The 16,814-nt window shown below is 67.9% G+C and carries 13 protein-coding genes and 1 tRNA gene; 8 read left to right on the top strand and 6 right to left on the bottom strand.

The features are described from left to right. Nucleotides 1–6: 6 nt before the first annotated feature. The 3 genes from ABE543_RS11150 to trxA all read right to left on the bottom strand — a co-directional run bounded on the left by ABE543_RS11150 (nt 7) and on the right by trxA (nt 4,304). Complete coding sequence (locus ABE543_RS11150; protein ID WP_346475682.1) at nt 7–1,632, bottom strand: CHASE2 domain-containing protein; 1,626 nt, start codon at nt 1,630–1,632, stop codon at nt 7–9. Continuing rightward, complete coding sequence (locus ABE543_RS11145) at nt 1,629–3,338, bottom strand: FecR domain-containing protein (protein WP_315973556.1); 1,710 nt, start codon at nt 3,336–3,338, stop codon at nt 1,629–1,631. The genes ABE543_RS11150 and ABE543_RS11145 overlap by 4 nt, the downstream gene beginning before the upstream one ends. A 108-nt stretch (nt 3,339–3,446) precedes the next feature. Further along, on the bottom strand, nt 3,447–4,304 hold the full coding sequence (gene trxA, locus ABE543_RS11140; protein ID WP_262218626.1) for a thioredoxin: 858 nt from the start codon (nt 4,302–4,304) through the stop codon (nt 3,447–3,449). Nucleotides 4,305–4,427: 123 nt separating this feature from the next. On the opposite strand from trxA, the gene ABE543_RS11135 reads away from it, so the two are divergent. The 8 genes from ABE543_RS11135 to ABE543_RS11100 all read left to right on the top strand — a co-directional run bounded on the left by ABE543_RS11135 (nt 4,428) and on the right by ABE543_RS11100 (nt 11,322). Next, a complete protein-coding gene (locus ABE543_RS11135) occupies nt 4,428–5,030 on the top strand; it encodes a DUF998 domain-containing protein (protein WP_111186402.1) in 603 nt (200 codons plus the stop codon). 105 nt (nt 5,031–5,135) lie between these two features. Further along, complete coding sequence (leuS, locus tag ABE543_RS11130; RefSeq protein WP_111186412.1) at nt 5,136–7,778, top strand: leucine--tRNA ligase; 2,643 nt, start codon at nt 5,136–5,138, stop codon at nt 7,776–7,778. Nucleotides 7,779–7,916: 138 nt separating this feature from the next. Beyond that, complete coding sequence (gene lptE / locus ABE543_RS11125) at nt 7,917–8,501, top strand: LPS assembly lipoprotein LptE (protein WP_128990301.1); 585 nt, start codon at nt 7,917–7,919, stop codon at nt 8,499–8,501. An 11-nt stretch (nt 8,502–8,512) separates the two neighbouring features. Then, complete coding sequence (gene holA, locus ABE543_RS11120; RefSeq protein ID WP_053520121.1) at nt 8,513–9,550, top strand: DNA polymerase III subunit delta; 1,038 nt, start codon at nt 8,513–8,515, stop codon at nt 9,548–9,550. A gap of 3 nt (nt 9,551–9,553) precedes the next feature. Beyond that, nucleotides 9,554–10,219 carry a nicotinate-nucleotide adenylyltransferase gene (gene nadD / locus ABE543_RS11115; RefSeq protein ID WP_053520120.1) on the top strand — a complete coding sequence of 222 codons (666 nt, stop codon included), beginning with the start codon at nt 9,554–9,556 and terminating at the stop codon, nt 10,217–10,219. A 58-nt stretch (nt 10,220–10,277) separates the two neighbouring features. Next, a complete protein-coding gene (gene rsfS, locus ABE543_RS11110) occupies nt 10,278–10,688 on the top strand; it encodes a ribosome silencing factor (RefSeq protein WP_053520119.1) in 411 nt (136 codons plus the stop codon). Between the two features lie 64 nt (nt 10,689–10,752). Further along, a complete protein-coding gene (gene rlmH, locus ABE543_RS11105) occupies nt 10,753–11,223 on the top strand; it encodes a 23S rRNA (pseudouridine(1915)-N(3))-methyltransferase RlmH (RefSeq protein ID WP_019662111.1) in 471 nt (156 codons plus the stop codon). A gap of 22 nt (nt 11,224–11,245) precedes the next feature. Then, a tRNA-Asn gene (locus ABE543_RS11100) sits at nt 11,246–11,322 on the top strand. Nucleotides 11,323–11,365: 43 nt separating this feature from the next. Here the strand turns inward: ABE543_RS11100 and ABE543_RS11095 are convergent. The 3 genes from ABE543_RS11095 to ABE543_RS11085 form a co-directional block, all read right to left on the bottom strand. Then, nucleotides 11,366–12,790, bottom strand: coding sequence for a basic amino acid/polyamine antiporter (locus tag ABE543_RS11095; RefSeq protein ID WP_128988847.1), 1,425 nt, complete (start codon nt 12,788–12,790; stop codon nt 11,366–11,368). 129 nt (nt 12,791–12,919) lie between these two features. Continuing rightward, a complete protein-coding gene (locus ABE543_RS11090) occupies nt 12,920–15,727 on the bottom strand; it encodes a TonB-dependent receptor (protein ID WP_065174869.1) in 2,808 nt (935 codons plus the stop codon). A 195-nt stretch (nt 15,728–15,922) separates the two neighbouring features. After that, on the bottom strand, nt 15,923–16,573 hold the full coding sequence (locus ABE543_RS11085) for a TonB family protein (protein ID WP_197600349.1): 651 nt from the start codon (nt 16,571–16,573) through the stop codon (nt 15,923–15,925). Nucleotides 16,574–16,814: the final 241 nt, after the last annotated feature.

Below are 16,814 nucleotides of genomic sequence, written 5' to 3'. Positions count from 1 at the left end.
CGCGTGTCACCCTGCGGCGTCGATCACGTAGCCGTCGCGACCATTGGCCTTGGCCTGGTACAGCGCCGCGTCGGCACCTTCCACGAAATGGTGGGGTTGCAGCTCGCCGTTGGGGATGCGGGTATAGACGCCGATGGTCAGGGTGATGCCGCCGCCATGGCCTTCACCCGGTGCGGGCAGGGCGCGGATGCTCTGGATGAGGTCTTCGATCACCTGCCGCGCGCCCTCGGCCGGCGTATCCGGCAGCACCAGCGCGAACTCGTCACCGCCGTAGCGTGCCGCCTTGTCGCGCGGGCGACGCGCGTGCGTGGCGATCTGCCGCGCCACTTCGCGCAGTACGCGATCGCCGACCTGGTGACCGTGACGGTCGTTGTGGTGCTTGAAGTGATCGACGTCGATCAGCGCGAGCGTGAGTGGCTTGCCGCTGCGCCGTGCGGCATCGCATTCCTGCTGCAGCGACTGTTCGAAACGCAGCCGGTTGCCCAGGCCGGTCAGCGCGTCACGGTTGGCCAGCCGGTGCCAGGCCGCGATCCGCCATATCGCCCAGGCCAGCAGCACCAGCACGATGCCCAGCATCGCGCTGGCCGGTGCCCACCACAGGTTGCCGGCGCGCAGCAGCGCCCAGCTCAGCAGCGGGGCCAGCGGCAGCGAACAGAGCGCCGTCAGCCAGGGCAGGCGCAGGCCGAGGAGGATCACGCACAGCGCCACCAGCAGGCCACCGATGGCGTCCTGGCAGAACCGTGGCAGGACGTGGATCTGCCTGCCCTGCAGCAGCATCGAGGCGATGTTGGCCTGGTACTCGCTGCCGCTCATCCAGTACTCGCGCGTGGTCGGCGTGAGCAGGCGCGGGGCGATGCCGCTGGCGGTCATTCCGACCACGATGCGTCGCCCATGCAGCATCGCCATGTCCACGTGGCCCTCGAGCACGTCGGCATAGGACACCTGCGGCAATCGTTCCGGCGGGCCGGCGTAGCGCACCCGCACGTAATCGTCGCGGCGCCACTGATAGGGGGAATCGACCTCCGGCTCGGGATCCGGCAGGCCGTCGATCGCGCTGGCGGGCAGTCCGGCCAGGGCCAGGCCCAGCGCAGGCCAATGCGGCTGGCCGATGCCGGCGCGCAGGTACACCCCACGGGCGACGCCATCGCCATCCACTTCGACATCGCTGTGGCCGATCGCCGCAGCGCTGGCCGCGATCAGTGGAATGGGCAGCAGTTCCTCGGCCATGCGGTCGCCGGCTGCCGGCGCCGCCAGCACGGGCAGTACGACGTGGCCATTGCGCCGGATCGCGGCGGCCAGGATTTCGTCCTGGCGGCTGTCGCGGCGGTCGGGTTCTGACAGCATCAGGTCCAGTGCGATGCGTTCGGCGCCGGCGTCGGTAAGGCGATCAAGCAGGCGCGCATGTACCGAGCGCGGCCATGGCCATTGGCCGATGCGCTGCAGGCTGCCTTCGTCGATGGCGATGATCAGCACGCTGGGGTCGGGTCGATAGTCCCAGCCGCCGACCATCGCGTCGTAGGCCGCTTCATCCTGGCGCCACAGCCACTGGCCATGGCTGGCCACGGCGGTCAGCACACCGGCCAACACGGCCAGTGCGATCCGTCGGGACCATGGAAGCGGCGAACGCCTCATAACAACAGCCAGAGCAGCAGCGCACCGCCGCCGCCGGCGCCGTAGCACAGGCGGCAGGGCAGCTTGACCTGCTGCGCGGGCGAGAAATCGCCTGCGTGCCCGTCGTCGTCGATGTACTGCACGCGCACGTGCAGGGTGCCGCTCCATGGCCGCTTGAAGCTGACCTGGGGCTGCTCGACGGTTTCATCGAGCATCGGGCTGGCGAAGTCGCCACGACGATCCACCTGCACGCGGTAGCGCTGGCCTTCGCTGCCGGCCTGCCAGCGCAGGGTCAGTTGGCCATGCGCCGCCTCGGGCGGCTGCAGGGCAGGGTCCACCGGTTCGTTGGTCAGCTGCAGTGGCAGCGCTTGTCCATAGCGCCCCTGGTGGCCGTTGTCATCGCGCGAGGCAACGCGCCAGTAGTACTGGCCCGGCGGCAGGGGCTGCGCCAGGCGCAGGTCGGTACCGGTGCTGGCCTGCTCCTGCAGCGGCTGCGTGAACGTCGGTTCTGCAGCGACCTGCAGCACGCTGCTGCTCGCGCCCGGGGCCTGGGTCCAGCGGAACCGGGGGCGATCGCTGTTGACGGTCTGGCCGTGCAGCGGAGAGACGGTCAACGGCGGCGGCGGTTGGTCGCTGAGTTCGAAGTCGGCACTGGCGTCCAGGCCCTCCACGCCCTGTGCGTCGACCGCACGCAGCAGCACACGCAGCTCGCCGGGCGGCAGATCGCCGATCGCCAGTCGCGTGTCGGCGGTGGTGGCGGCGAACAGCAGGATTTCCGGCGTGGCCGCCTGCACCACCTCCACCCGGTAGTGGTCGGCCCCGGCGACCGGGTCCCAGGCCAGCAGGCTCGGCAGGGGGGCCAGTCTCAGCTCATCCTGGCGCAGCGTCGGCGCCGGCAGCAGCGCGGCCACGGCGGCGGGCGCCTTGTCGGCGCTGGCGTTGCGGCTGGCCTGGCCCGGACGGACAAGGCGCTGGCCGTGGGTGTTGGCGACCTGCACCCGTCCTTCCAGCACTTCGGTGGCACCGATCCGGCCGGCCTCGCCATCGCCGGCGCTGACGCGGAAGACCGTGCCGCGCACGCTGCTGGTCGCCGTCGGTGCATCGATGATGTAGCGCGATGCCGGGCCACGTGCCGGGGTGACCCGGTTGCTGGCGCGGCCCTGCTGCAGGCGCAGGCGGGTATCGACCATGCCGGTGCGGCCGTAGCGGCTGAGCTGGTCCAGGCGCAGGCGCGAATACTCGCGCAGCTGCAACCGCGAGGCATCGGCGAATTCGAGGGTGATGCTGGAGTCGCCTTCGGTTTCCACGGTGTCGCCGATGCGCAGCTGCTCTCCGGCCCGCACCGCGCGGGTGGCGCTGCCATCGCCGCCCACCAGCCCGACCTTGCCGCGCACGGACAGGACCCGTGCCGGCGCAGGCTCGGTGCGCAGCCAGCTGATCGGGAAGCGCAGCAGCTGGCCCGGCGGCAGCTGATAGGGATTGGCGATGCGGTTGTGCTGCTGCAGCTGTTGCCAGGGCACGGAAGGCTTCAGGTACAGGCCACCCAGGTCCCAGAGGGTGTCACCGGGACGGACCCGGTAGTTCCAGTCCTGTGCGGCGGCGATGGCCGGCAGCAGCAGGAGGGCACACAGCAGGATACGTTGGAGGCGCGTAATGAAAGGCGAAGTGCGGACGAAGGTCACAGTTTGCAGTCCCGGCAATGCGGAGGCGCAGCAGCAAGACCCAATGGCCCCGACCCTCATCCCCCCGAATGGATCGCGGCGGCCGAACGGCCGCCATCGATCACATTATCGCCCGCGTTCAGTGCAGGGATTCTGAACGGGACAGGCTTCCGTTCAGAACAGCAGCGAGGCCATCTTCCTGCGGTACTGCCCGACCAGGTCCTCGTCGGAGATCACATTGAAGGCGTCGATCAGGGTCCTGCGCGGCAATCCGTCCTCGAAACCGCGGTCGATCCGCAGCATTTCCAGGAACTGGGCCAGGGCCGCCTCGTCCTGACCCTCCAGCAGCAGCTGCACGCCCCGCAGATGGCGCGCCTTGAGGTCGCGGCCATCGGCGGCGATGCGTGATTCGAGCACCTCGGCGGCCGGGGCGTCCTTGAGTGCGGACGCGAAGGCCAGGCGTGCACGGGCGCGCACGGCGCGGTCGTCGGTGGCCAGGTTGGCCGGCAGGCGGTCGATCAGCGTACCGGCTTCATCCACGCCACCGATCTGCAGCAGGGCCAGGGCCAGGTCGAGCTTCAGCTCGTCCTTGTCCGGTTCGGCGGCGATCTGCGCGCGCAGCACGTCCACCTGTGCCTGTGGGTCCAGCGGTGCTTCCTCCTCGCTGACCGTATCGCCGACATCAGCGGGGACGATGCCGTGCTGGGCCAGGAACTCGCGCAGCTGGCCCTCCGGGATGGCGCCGGGGAAGCCGTCCACCAGCTGCCCGTCCTTGACCAGGAAGACGGTCGGTACCGAGCGGATCTGGAAGGCGGCAGCGATCTGCTGTTCCTTGTCGACATCGACCTTGGCCAGCTCGAAGGCGCCGTTGTACTCGCCGGCCAGCTTTTCCAGCATCGGTCCCAGGGTCTTGCACGGACCGCACCAGGTGGCCCAGAAATCGACCAGCACCGGCGTCTGCAGCGACTTCTGCAGGACTTCGGCCTCGAAGGTCGCAGTGGTGGCGTCGAATACGTAGGTCGTCTCGGTCATGGAGGAGGCATCGCTTGGCATCTGGAGAGGGATTCTATGGTGGCGGAACCTGTCCGTCTCAACCCGGGCCGCTGCAAATGGCCGACAATGCGGCCTTCCTGTTGCCGCTGTCATGGAGCCTGCATGTCGTCGCTGTCCCCCTTGCTGCGCCTGTCGGGCGTGATCGCCGCACTCGTCTTCGTGGCTGCGGTCATCGGCTTCGGTGCCGGCCTCGACGGCTATGCGCAGGCCCGCCATCCGGTGGCGTTGCTGGGCGCGCAGGGGATGCCGCATGCCCTGGGCTTCAATCTGCTGGGCTTCATGCTGCCGGGCCTGCTGGCGGTGGTGGTGGCCGAATGCCTGCGCCGGCAGCTGCCGGCCACCGCGGGCTGGGCCCCGCGTGTGGGCAGCCAGATGCTGCTGCTGGCCGGCCTGGCGTTCGCCGCCATGGGCGTGCTGCCGCTGGATGTGGATGACCTGCACGGGCTGGCCAGCCAGCTGCATGCCAGCGCCTGGATGGTATGGGTGCTGGGCTTCGTTGCCGGCGCCCTGCTGCTGGGCACGGCGCGCCTGCGCGACACACAGGGCCGGGCATTGGGCGGGGTGGCGCTGGCCTGTGGTGTGGTTGCCGCGTTGGCAGCCTTCGCCCTGCAGGGCGTGCTGCCGGCGCCTCTGTCGCAGCGGCTGGCCTTCGCCTGCTGGGCGGTCTGGCTGGCGTTGGCGCTGCCGCTGTCGCGGGCCCGTTGAGACGGTCGCGGGGCCGCCACCGGGCCCACAGCCGTCGGACAGGATTGGAGACGTTTGCCGCACTGCGGTACGCTGTACCGCTTTGCCGCCGCATCCGCGTGTTCCATGACCAGCGCTGAACCCAACGCCTACGACCCGCAGCAGGTTGAATCCGCCGCCCAGCAGTACTGGGACGCCACCCGCGCGTTCGAGGTCGACGAGACTTCCGACAAGCCGAAGTACTACTGCCTGTCGATGCTTCCGTACCCGTCCGGTGCGCTGCACATGGGGCACGTGCGCAATTACACGATCGGTGACGTGATCAGCCGCTACAAGCGCATGACCGGCCACAACGTGCTGCAGCCGATGGGCTGGGACGCGTTCGGCCTGCCGGCGGAAAACGCGGCGATCAAGAACAAAACCGCGCCGGCGGCGTGGACCTACAAGAACATCGACCACATGCGCAGCCAGCTGAAGTCGCTGGGCTATGCCATCGACTGGTCGCGCGAGTTCGCCACCTGCCGCCCGGACTATTACGTCCACGAGCAGCGCATGTTCACCCGTCTGATGCGCAAGGGCCTGGCCTACCGTCGCAACGCGGTGGTGAACTGGGACCCGGTCGACCAGACCGTGCTGGCCAACGAGCAGGTCATCGACGGCCGTGGCTGGCGTTCCGGTGCGCTGGTCGAGAAGCGTGAGATTCCGCAGTGGTTCCTGCGCATCACCGATTACGCGCAGGAGCTGCTGGACGGCCTGGACGAGCTGGACGGCTGGCCGGAATCGGTCAAGACCATGCAGCGCAACTGGATCGGTCGTTCCGAGGGCCTGGAGATCCAGTTCGACGTGCGCGACGTCGATGGCAGCGCGCTGGATCCGCTGCGGGTGTTCACCACCCGCCCGGACACCGTGATGGGCGTGACCTTCGTCTCGATCGCCGCCGAGCACCCGCTGGCGCTGCACGCAGCGAAGAACAATCCGGAACTGGCCGCGCTGCTGTCGGAAATGAAGCAGGGCGGCGTGTCCGAGGCCGAGCTGGAAACGCAGGAAAAGCGCGGCATGGATACCGGCCTGCGCGCCATCCATCCGGTCACCGGCGAGAAGGTGCCGGTGTGGGTCGCCAACTTCGTGCTGATGGGCTATGGCACCGGTGCGGTGATGGCCGTGCCCGGCCATGACCAGCGCGACAACGAAGTGGCCAACAAGTACGGCCTGCCGATCGTGCAGGTCATCGCGCTGAAGGATCCGCGCAATGACGACGAGCGCAATTGGGATGGCGCGCGCTGGCAGGACTGGTACAGCGACAAGAACCGTGCCTTCGAACTGATCAATTCGGCCGAGTTCGACGGGCTGGATTTCCAGGGCGCCTTTGAAGCCCTGGCCGAGCGTTTCGAGCGCAAGGCGCAGGGGCAGCGCCGCGTGAACTACCGCCTGCGCGACTGGGGCGTGAGCCGCCAGCGCTACTGGGGCTGCCCGATTCCGGTGATCTACTGCGCCAAGTGCGGCGCGGTACCGGTGCCGGAAGAGCAGCTGCCGGTGGTGCTGCCGGAGGACGTCGCGTTCTCCGGCACCGGTTCGCCGATCAAGACCGACCCGGAGTGGCGCAAGACCACCTGCCCGGAGTGCGGCGGTGCAGCCGAGCGCGAGACCGATACCTTCGACACCTTCATGGAGTCGAGCTGGTACTACGCGCGCTACACCTCGCCGGGCGCGCGTGATGCCGTGGACAAGCGCGGCAACTACTGGCTGCCGGTGGACCAGTACATCGGTGGCATCGAGCACGCGATCCTGCATCTGATGTACTTCCGCTTCTACCACAAGCTGCTGCGTGACGCGCGGATGGTGGACAGCAACGAACCGGCCCGCAATCTGCTGTGCCAGGGCATGGTGATCGCCGAGACCTATTACCGTCCGAACCCGGACGGTTCCAAGGACTGGATCAATCCCGCCGACGTGGAAGTGCAGCGTGACGAGCGCGGCCGCATCACCGGCGCGACCCTGATCGCCGACGGTCAGCCGGTGGTGGTCGGTGGCACCGAGAAGATGTCCAAGTCGAAGAACAACGGCGTGGACCCGCAGGCGATGGTCGGCAAGTATGGCGCCGACACCGTGCGCCTGTTCTCGATGTTCGCCGCACCGCCGGAACAGTCGCTGGAGTGGAACGAGGCCGGCGTGGACGGCATGGCCCGCTTCCTGCGCCGCCTGTGGGCCCAGGTGCAGAAGCATGCCGCCGAGGGCACCGCCCCGGCGCTGGACGTGGCCGCGCTGGACGGTGGCCAGAAGGCGCTGCGCCGCAAGACCCACGAGACCATCGGCAAGGTCGGCGACGACTATGGCCGCCGCCACAGCTTCAACACCGCGATCGCTGCGGTGATGGAACTGATGAACGCGCTGGCCAAGTTCGAGGACGGCAGCGAACAGGGCCGCGCGGTGCGCCAGGAAGCACTGCAGGCCATCGTGCTGCTGCTGAATCCGATCACCCCGCATGCCAGCCACGCCCTGTGGCAGGTGCTTGGCCATGGCGAGACGCTGCTGGAGGACCAGCCGTTCCCGCAGGCCGACGCCAGCGCGCTGGTGCGCGACGCGCTGACCCTGGCCGTGCAGGTTAACGGCAAGCTGCGCGGCACCATCGAAGTGGCCGCCGATGCCGCTCGCGAGCAGGTCGAGGCGCTGGCCCTGGCCGAGCCGAATGCAGCGAAGTTCATGGAAGGCCTGACGGTGCGCAAGATCATCATCGTCCCGGGCAAGATCGTGAACATCGTCGCCGCCTGATGTACCCCGCACCGGCCGCCCTCCCGGCGGCCGGTGTTCCAGCAACGCGGGGGGCATGCGGTTGATGGCCCTGCGTTCACGCGGTCTCGGGCACGCTGTCTGTTGCCGTGATCGCCCGGCTCCGCCAGACTGTTCTCCATGACCCGACTCCTGCTTGCCCTCGTTCTTGTCCTCGGCCTTGCCGGCTGTGGCTTCCATCTGCGCAACAAGCTGATGTTGCCGACCGACACCGCGCCGGTGAAGGTGGTCTCCACGGCCCCGTACAGTGAACTGGTCAAGCTGCTCAACCGCAGTCTGCAGGCGTCCGGCGCCAAGCTGGCAAGCGAGGATGGCAACGAACCCAGCACCCAGCTGCAGGTGTTGTCCGAACGCTGGGGCGACCTGCCGATCGCGATCGACTCGCAGGGTCGTGCGCAGGAATACAGCCTGCGCTACGCGGTGATCTTCATCTTCCGTCGCGAGGATGGCAGCGAACTGGTGCCGCAGCAGGTGATCGAACTGTCGCGCGACTACGTGTCGCCGCCCACCGACGCGACCGGTACCACCACCGAGCGCGAGATCCTGGCCGATGAACTGCGCCGGGAAATGTCGGCCTCGATCATCCGCCGCATCGACAGCGTGGTCCGTGCCGAAGTCGCGAAGGGGGGCAGCCTGTCCGCGCCGAAGCCGGTCGATCCTGCGGGTCCGGCCGAGCCGACACCGGCACCGGCCATCAAGCCCTGACCGGGACCGGCATGGAACTGCGTCCGGAGCAGCTGGCCAGCCAGGGCGCTGATACCCCGCTGTCGCCGGTGTACCTGATCGCCGGTCCTGAGACGCTGCGCGTGCTGGAAGCCGCCGACGCGGTCCGTGCGCGGGCGCGCGCCGCCGGCATCGGTGAGCGCGAGGTGTTCGACGCCGATGGTCGCGACTTCGACTGGGGCCAGCTCGACGCCAGCTTCAACGCGCCGAGCCTGTTCAGTGCCCGTCGCCTGGTGGAAGTGCGGTTGCCCAGTGGCAAGCCGGGCAAGGACGGCGCCGAGGTGATCAGCCGGTTCTGCGCCGATCCGGCACCGGACGTCGTGCTGATGATCACCGCCAACGAATGGAGCAAGGCGCACCAGGGCAAATGGGCTGAAGCGGTGGGCCGGGTCGGCGTGCTGTCGGTGGCCTGGGCGATCAAGCCGCATGAACTGCCCGACTGGATCGAGCGTCGCCTGCGCAGCAAAGGCCTGCGCGCGGATCCGGCCGCAGTGCAGCGCCTGGCCGAGCGCGTGGAAGGCAATCTGCTTGCCGCGGCGCAGGAGATCGACAAGCTGGCGCTGCTGGCCGATGGGCACGCGCTGGACGTGGAACGGATGGAATCGCTGGTGGCCGATGCCGCCCGCTACGACGTATTCCGGCTGGTGGAAGCCACGTTCTCCGGGCAACCGGCGGCGGTGCTGCGCATGCTTGCCGGCCTGCGCGGCGAAGGCGAGGCGGTGGCCGCGCTGATGCCGATCGTGATCCGGGAACTGCTGGCAGGTGCCGGGCTGGCGCGGGTGCAGGCACGCGGTGGCAACCTTGCCGCCGAGATGAAATCGCGCGGCATCTGGGAGTCGCGGCAGGCACCGTACAAGCGTGCGCTGCAGCGGCATCCGGAAGGCAAGCGCTGGGAACGTTTCGTGGCCGAGGCCGGGCTGGTCGACCGCATCGCCAAGGGGCGCGCCGACGGCGACGCCTGGCTGGCGCTGGAGCGCCTGCTGGTGGCCGTGGCCGAGCCGCGCGCCGTGCGGCTGCTGGCCCGGGCCTGATCGATGAGCCTGCGGGTCTATTACGGGGGCACCTTCGATCCGGTGCACCTGGGACACCTGGCGATCGCGCGCGCCGCGCGCGATGAGCTGCAGGTCGCGGTGCGGATGCTGCCGGCGGCCGATCCACCGCACCGCCCGGTTCCCGGCGCGACCGCCGAACAGCGCTGCACGATGCTGTCGCTGGCCATCGGCGACGAGCCGGGGCTGCTGCTGGACCGGCACGAACTGGATCGGGCCGCGCGCTTTCCCGGTCGCCCGTCCTACACCGTCGATACCCTGCGCGAACTGCGCGGCGAGCTCGGTCCCAGCCGGCCCCTGGCCTGGCTGGTCGGCGCCGACAGCCTGCTGGGCCTGCCCGGCTGGCATGAGTGGGAGGCGCTGTTCGGCCTGGCCCACTTCGTGGTGGCGGAGCGGCCGGGCAGTCCACTGCAGGCCTCGGTCGACGGCGAGCTCGGCCGTGTCCTGGAAGGGCGGTGGGCCGACAGCGAACAGGACCTGTTTGCCAGTCCGGCCGGCCGCATCCTGCGCCTGCACCATCCGTTGCGCGGGGAATCGGCCAGCGCCGTGCGCGCGCAGATCGCCGCGGCAGGGCCCTGGCGTGCCCTGCTGCCGCCGGCGGTGGCCGACTACGTGGCCGCGCAGCGGCTGTACCATCCGGCAACACCGTGAATGCCGCGACCGCGCCATCCCCGTATAATCGCCCCCACGTTTATCGAGTCGATCCACTTTGAGCAACCAGACCCAGCCCCAGACCATCAAGGTCGATCTGCCCAGCCCGCCGCCGTCCGTGCCGGAACTGCTGGCCAGTGTCCGTCAAGCCACCGAAGACCTGAAGGCCAAGGACCTGGTCGAGATCGACGTGCGCGGCCGGTCCAGCGTTGCCGATTACCTGGTGATCGTCTCGGGTACTTCGACCCGCCACGTCAAGTCGATCGCCGACGAGGTCGTGCGCTTCGCCAAGAAGATCGACGTGATGCCGCTCGGGGTTGAGGGCGAGCGCGAAGCCGAGTGGGTACTGGTCGATCTGGGCGACGTGATCGTCCACGTGATGCTGCCGCGCGTGCGTGAGTTCTACGCCCTCGAGCGCCTGTGGACGGTCGGTGACCAGCCGCCGTCCAGCGACGACGAAGTGGCCTGAGCCGCACGTTGATGCATCCCTTCGACGGCGCCGATGGCGCCGTCGACGTTTTCGAGGAGCGCTGATGAAAGCCCGCCTGATCGCCACCGGTGAACGCGCACCCAGTTGGGTCGCGCAGGGGTTCGCCGAGTACCAGAAGCGGCTCTCGCACTGGCTGCCGTTCGAGCTGGTCGAGATCGAGCCCGGCCTGCGCGGCAAAGGCCGCGATCCACGCCGTGCCACCGAGGACGAGGGCCGGCGGGTGATCGCCGCGCTGCCGAAGAATGCCTACGTCGTGGCGCTGGATGTGCCCGGCCGCCAGCTCAGTTCCGAACAGCTGGCGCAGCGCCTGGAGCATTGGCGGGGACAGGGCAGGGACCTGGCGTTCCTGATCGGCGGTCCCGAGGGGCATTCGCCCGAAGTTTCGGCATTGGCCGACGAGAAGTGGTCGATTGGTCCGCTCACGCTGCCGCACATGCTGGTGCGGCTGGTCGTGGCGGAACAGCTGTACCGGGCCGCCGCAATGATTGCAAATCACCCCTACCATCGCGCGTGAAGAGCCGTTATACTGTTCGTCTGCCCGAATAGCTCAGCCGGTTAGAGCACTTGACTGTTAATCAGGGGGTCGTTGGTTCGAGTCCAACTTCGGGCGCCACTTTCAGAAACCTGCATCGCGAGATGCAGGTTTTTTTTTTGCTCTACAGAGTCAGCGCTCCTCGCCAGAACGCCATCAGTGTGGCGATCGCAACGGCCAGGATGGCGCCGAACAGCACCCACTCCCAAGGCGTGAACACCTGTTCGCCACGCTGGCGACGGGTCAGCGCGAACAGCGCTACGCCCGGCACATACAACAGCACCGACAGCAGCAGGTTGTGCAGGCCACCGGCATACACAAGCCACAGCGCGTATGCGCTCGCCAGCAGCGCGACGCTGAAGTCGCGCCAGCGGATTCCCGCTTCGCCGCCCGCATAGGCCTGACCACGCCAGGCCAGCTGCACGCCGAATGCCGTGGACAGGAAATAGGGCACCAGACTCATCGATGCAGCCAGCAGTACCAGGCCGGTATAGCTGCCGGAATTCACCAGCACCAGCAGCAGGAACAACTGGATCAGGCCGTTGCTCAGCCAGAGCGCATTGGCCGGCACGCCGCGCGCATTCTCGCGGCCAAGGAACGCGGGCATGGTGCCGTCACCGGCAGCCGCATACAGCACCTCGGCGCACAGCAGTACCCAGGCCAGCAGGGCGCCAAGCACCGAGATGATCGAACCGATGATGATCACGGTCGCGCCCCATTCGCCGACGATGGCGCGCAGCACGTAGGCCATCGATGGATTGGGCAGGGCGGCCAGCTCGGCCTGCGACAGCACGCCCATCGACAACAGGCTCACCAGGACCAGCAGCAGCCATACGCCGAGAAAGCCGATCACGGTCGCGCGCCCTACATCGGCACGACGCGCAGCGCGCCGGGAATAGATGCTGGCGCCTTCGATGCCGATGAACACCCATACGGTCACCAGCATCATGCCGCGCAGCTGCTGGCCGAGATCGCCGAGTGCGGGGGTACCCAGGAAATCGGCGCCGAACACGTCCATGCGGAACGCGCCGGCGGCCAGGATGAGGAACAACGCAATGGGCAGCAGCTTGGCCACCGTGACCAGGCCGTTGACGATGGCGGCAGTGCGCAGGCCGCGCAGCACCAGCAGGTGCACGGTCCATAGCAACAGCGACGAGGCGGCCACCGCTGCCGGCGTATTGCCTTCACCGAACACCGGCATGAAGTGGCCGAGGCCACTGAAGATCAGCACGAAGAAGCTGGCGTTGCCGAGTACCGAGGCAACCCAGTAGCCCCATGCCGCGGAGAAGCCGATGTAGTTGCCGAAGCCTTCCCGCGCATACGCGTAGATGCCGGTATCGAGGTCCGGCCGGCGGTTGGCCAGGGCCTGGAACACGAAGGCGAGCATCAGCATGCCGGCGCCACTCACCGCCCAGCCGATGATCGCGGCGGCCGGACCGGCGCTGCGCGCCACGTTCTGTGGCAGGGAAAAGATGCCGGCGCCGACCATCGAGCCGACCACCAGAGCGGTCAGTGCAGCCAGGCCCAGCCGTTGTGAGGTCGCAGCCATGAATCTCCCCTGCGGCAGCGCGGCCGCAGGGGCACAGTAGCGGCAGTGCCGTGAAGCCGCATGCAACATCTGCAACGACGGAGGCCCGGGCATGTGCCCGGGCCTCCGAAGGTGATGCTGCAGCGACGATCAGTTGAAGGTGTACTTGGCACCGACCGTGAAGTAGCGGCCGATGGCTCCGCTGAAGTGCAGCGGGTTGTAGTTCACGCCGCCATAGGTGGTCGGATCGAGCGGTGCGATGCGATCAAACACGTTCTGCACCGATGCGTTCAGTTCAAAGGCTTCGGTGATGTTCCAACGACCGGACAGGTCGAAGGTGGTGAACGAGGAGATCTTCTCGACCGGCGAGCCATCCTCGTAGAACGCCAGGTAGTCGCCGCCACGGCGGTCCTTGTTCTCCAGCTTGCTGATGTAGTTGGCGACGCCGCTGACACTCCACGGGCCCTGCCTCCAGGTGGTGCCGAAGTTGATGCGGTCCTTCGGCGTGCCGATGCAGTTGGTGACGTCGCAGTTGCCGTGGGTGCCGGCGTAGTCGACCGTCACATCGGCATCGGTGCGCTCGAACTTCAGCACATGGCTCCACTGCAGATCCATTTCCAGCTGGCCCGGACCGATATCGAAGGTCTGGCGGATATCGGTGTCGATACCGCGCACGCGGGTGGAAGCGGCGTTGATGTACTGCGTGTTGACCGCCAGGATGCTGCCGGTGCCGGCAATGCCGTTGAGCAGGTTGGTGTCGCGCAGGACGTTGCCGGCGGCAATGGCGTCGGCGGTGCTGCCCTGGGCGATTTCGTTGGTGCGCTTGATCTGCCACGCATCCACCGTCATCGAGGTGGAGGAGGTCGGCTGCAGCACGATACCCACCGAATAGCTCTTGGATTCCTCCGGCTTCAGGTCGCTGTTGGGGCGGGTGATGATCGCCACCGAGCGTGCGGTGCATTCGGCTTCACTGATGGCGCAGCGCACCGGGTCGCGGGCGTTGGAGAAGGCGGCCAGGCCACCGTCGCCGTTCTCGGCCGGGTTCGGCGCGCGGAAACCTTCGGCGTAGCTGGCGCGCAGCGCGATCCAGTCAGCCGGTGTCCACTTCACGCCCAGCTTCGGCGTCGCCTTGCCTTCACCGCTCTCGTACTTGTCGTAGCGCAGTGCACCGGACAGCTCCAGCTGTTCCAGCACCGGCGCGGACAGTTCGACGTATCCGGCATACACGTTCTGGGTACCGTCATAGGCCGAGTAGCCCAGGCCGATGATGTCGCCGGTGTCGGTGAACGTCTGCGGGGTCAGGCTGTTGCTGGTCTTGCGCCACTCGGTGCCCATCGCCAGGCCGAGCGGGCCACCCTTGAGGTCCATCAGGCTGCGCGACACGGTGAAGTCGAACATGTCCAGGCTGGACTTGGCGCGTGCACTGATCTCCGGCGAGATGAAATCGTACAGCGCCTGCGAGTTGAGGTTGGCGTTGTCGCCGATGCGCCATACGCCACCGGCACAGTTCGGGTTGGCCAGTGCACAGCGGACGTTGTCGTAGTGCAGGAAACCAGTACGACGGTTGATCAGGTCGGTGCCCGAGTGCAGGTAGGCGGTGTCATAGTTCCAGTCGCCCCAGTTGCCCTTGACGCCCACCAGGAAGCGGTTGAACTCGTTGGTGTTGTTGGTCACGCGCGGACCAACGTCCCAGGCCGAATAGCGCAGGCGCGAGGCCTGGCCGGGAATCGGGTTGTCCGGATGATCCGGGCCGAGCACGGTGGCACCGGAACCGCTGTTGGCGTTGACCGGTCCTTCCGGGTAGCCCCAGCCGCCGGACACGCCCGAGGGCGTGTTGCTGAAGGTGGTTTCCTTCTTCGAGTAGCCGATCTCGGTGTAGATCTCGCCGCCTTCGCCGAAGGCGAAGCTGGCACGTCCGAACACGTTGATGTACTTCTCTTCCGGGCTCAGGTCACGGAACTTCTGCGCCGGATCCCACAGGCAGCCCTGCTGCTGTGCGGTCGCATCGGTCTGGCCGGGAATGCTGGTCAGATTGGCACAGCCCGGCAGAGCCACCAGGAACGCGGGATTGTCGTCGTCGACATTGCGGTCGTCGAACACCGAGCCGTTCGGGCCCACGCCACCGGCAGTACCACCGGACAGGTAGGCACCGCCCAGGAACTGCGCGTCGGCGGCGGAATAGCCCCAGCGACGGATGTCACCGGTGCCGATCCACTTGCGGTTCTTGCGATCGCCGATCTTGATCGCGTCGGTCTTGCCGACGTCCAGGCTGAAGAATGCGTTCCAGCCATCGGTGGCCAGGTCGCCGGTGCCTGCGGTCAGCGTCGCCTTCTTGGCATCGCCGTCGCCGTCGCCGGAGACGCCGTAGGAACCGCGCAGGATCGCGCCCTGGAAATCGCTGCGCAGGATGATGTTGACCACGCCGGCGATGGCGTCGGAGCCATAGATCGCCGATGCGCCGTCCTTCAGAACTTCCACGCGCTCCACCGCATCCAGCGGAATGGTGCTCAGATCGGTGAAGACCTTCTGGCCATCGTCAGCCAGGCCGTAGGTGGCCATGCGGCGGCCATTCAACAGCACCAACGTCGAGCCGGCGCCGAGGCCACGCAGGGAGATGCCGGCGCCGCCGCCGGCAAAGCCGTTGCCGAAGGTCTTGGGAATCGAGCCGGAACCGTCGGCGGTCAGGGTCTGCAGGTATTCGGCGACCGTGGTCTTGCCGGTGCGGTCGATCTCCTGGCGGGTCACCACCTGCACCGGGGACGGTGTCTCGGTATTGGTGCGCGGGATGTTCGAGCCGGTGACCGTGATGCGGTCGAGATTGGTGGCCTGCTCCTGGGCGAAGGCGGAGGAGGAAACCACGGCGCCGGCCAGCAGCAGGGTGCTGCCGGTAAGGATGTGAGTGATGGACGATGCCAGGGTGTCACGGCGGCTGGCGGGCCGATGGATCGGGTGTTTCACAGCTTCTCTCCTAACTGGAAAACCTTGCGTTGAGGGCTGTCGCCGGATCAGGTCCGGGACGGGCCAATCTAGGTTTCCGGCAGGTGACGGAGTCGTGAAATTTTGCTTAATCGGCAGCGCGCGGACGGGCGGTGTGCGGATTCGCAAACCCGGTCGCGGATTCCGGCCCGGCCTGAGGCCGGGCCGGTGCAGCGGTCAGTCGGGCAGCGAGAACTGCACCGGCACCATGCCGATGGCAGGCACCGCCACGCCGTCACGCTGGGCGGGCTCAAACCGCCAGTGGCGCAGCACCTGCTGGCGTGCGGCCTGGTCCAGGCTGCGCGAGCCGCTGCTGCGTTCGATGCTGACCGCAACAGGCTGGCCGTTGCTGTCCACTTCCACGCGCAGCAGGACCGTGCCCTGTTCGCGGTTGCGCAGCGCGGGGATGGGATAGGCCGGGGGCGGCGCACTGCGGTACTGCAGCTGGGCTCCCGCCAGCGGCGTAGCTGCCGCCAGCGTCGGCGGCGCCATCACGGCGGTCGGTTCGGCGGCCGGCAGGACGATGCCTGGCGCGTCTTCGACCGTTGCGGTGGGGGCTGGCAGCGCCGGTGCGGTCGGCACTGCCTGGGAGCGGGGGGCGACCTTCACCTGTTCGGGTTCGGTGGGCAGGATCGGCGGAGGTTCCGGTGTCTCGACCTTTTCGATCCAGCGGACCGTGGTCGTGTCACGCGGGGCCTGTACCGCCTGGTAGGTGGCGGGGATGAGCAGCAGCAGCAACGCCAGCAGATGCAGTGCGATGGCCGCGCTCCAGGCGGCGATGCGGGCGGGGTCGAAGTGCGCGGATGCAACGGGATACGTACGAACCATGGTCCACCTCCGTGCCAGTGTCGAAAGACGTCAACGCACCAGGGCCGCCATCGGGGTTTGCCGCACGCGGCTGGCAGCCAAGCATTAGCGCGTCGTGGCCGCCATTGCCTAGAGGCATGTCAGGCGATGTTGAACTGGCCTTCATCTACGCAACGGGGCCGGAGACCTTTCCGCTGGAAAGGCATCCGGCCCCGTGGGCAGCAGATCAGGGCAGGGCGCTGTCCGGCGGACAGTGCCCCCG

It is taken from the genome of Stenotrophomonas sp. TWI169, from assembly GCF_039674705.1.
GTDB lineage: Bacteria > Pseudomonadota > Gammaproteobacteria > Xanthomonadales > Xanthomonadaceae > Stenotrophomonas > Stenotrophomonas maltophilia_P.
This window is presented reverse-complemented; position numbering and strand designations above follow the sequence as displayed.

Excerpts from the sequence above, each read along its gene's own strand:
- ABE543_RS11150 (WP_346475682.1), bottom strand. The coding sequence starts at position 1,632 with ATGAGGCGTTCGCCGCTTCCATGGTCCCGACGGATCGCACTGGCCGTG.
- holA (WP_053520121.1), top strand. The coding sequence starts at position 8,513 with ATGGAACTGCGTCCGGAGCAGCTGGCCAGCCAGGGCGCTGATACCCCG.
- ABE543_RS11095 (WP_128988847.1), bottom strand. The coding sequence starts at position 12,790 with ATGGCTGCGACCTCACAACGGCTGGGCCTGGCTGCACTGACCGCTCTG.
- nadD (WP_053520120.1), top strand. The coding sequence starts at position 9,554 with ATGAGCCTGCGGGTCTATTACGGGGGCACCTTCGATCCGGTGCACCTG.
- trxA (WP_262218626.1), bottom strand. The coding sequence starts at position 4,304 with ATGACCGAGACGACCTACGTATTCGACGCCACCACTGCGACCTTCGAG.
- leuS (WP_111186412.1), top strand. The coding sequence starts at position 5,136 with ATGACCAGCGCTGAACCCAACGCCTACGACCCGCAGCAGGTTGAATCC.
- ABE543_RS11085 (WP_197600349.1), bottom strand. The coding sequence starts at position 16,573 with ATGGTTCGTACGTATCCCGTTGCATCCGCGCACTTCGACCCCGCCCGC.
- lptE (WP_128990301.1), top strand. The coding sequence starts at position 7,917 with ATGACCCGACTCCTGCTTGCCCTCGTTCTTGTCCTCGGCCTTGCCGGC.
- ABE543_RS11135 (WP_111186402.1), top strand. The coding sequence starts at position 4,428 with ATGTCGTCGCTGTCCCCCTTGCTGCGCCTGTCGGGCGTGATCGCCGCA.
- rlmH (WP_019662111.1), top strand. The coding sequence starts at position 10,753 with ATGAAAGCCCGCCTGATCGCCACCGGTGAACGCGCACCCAGTTGGGTC.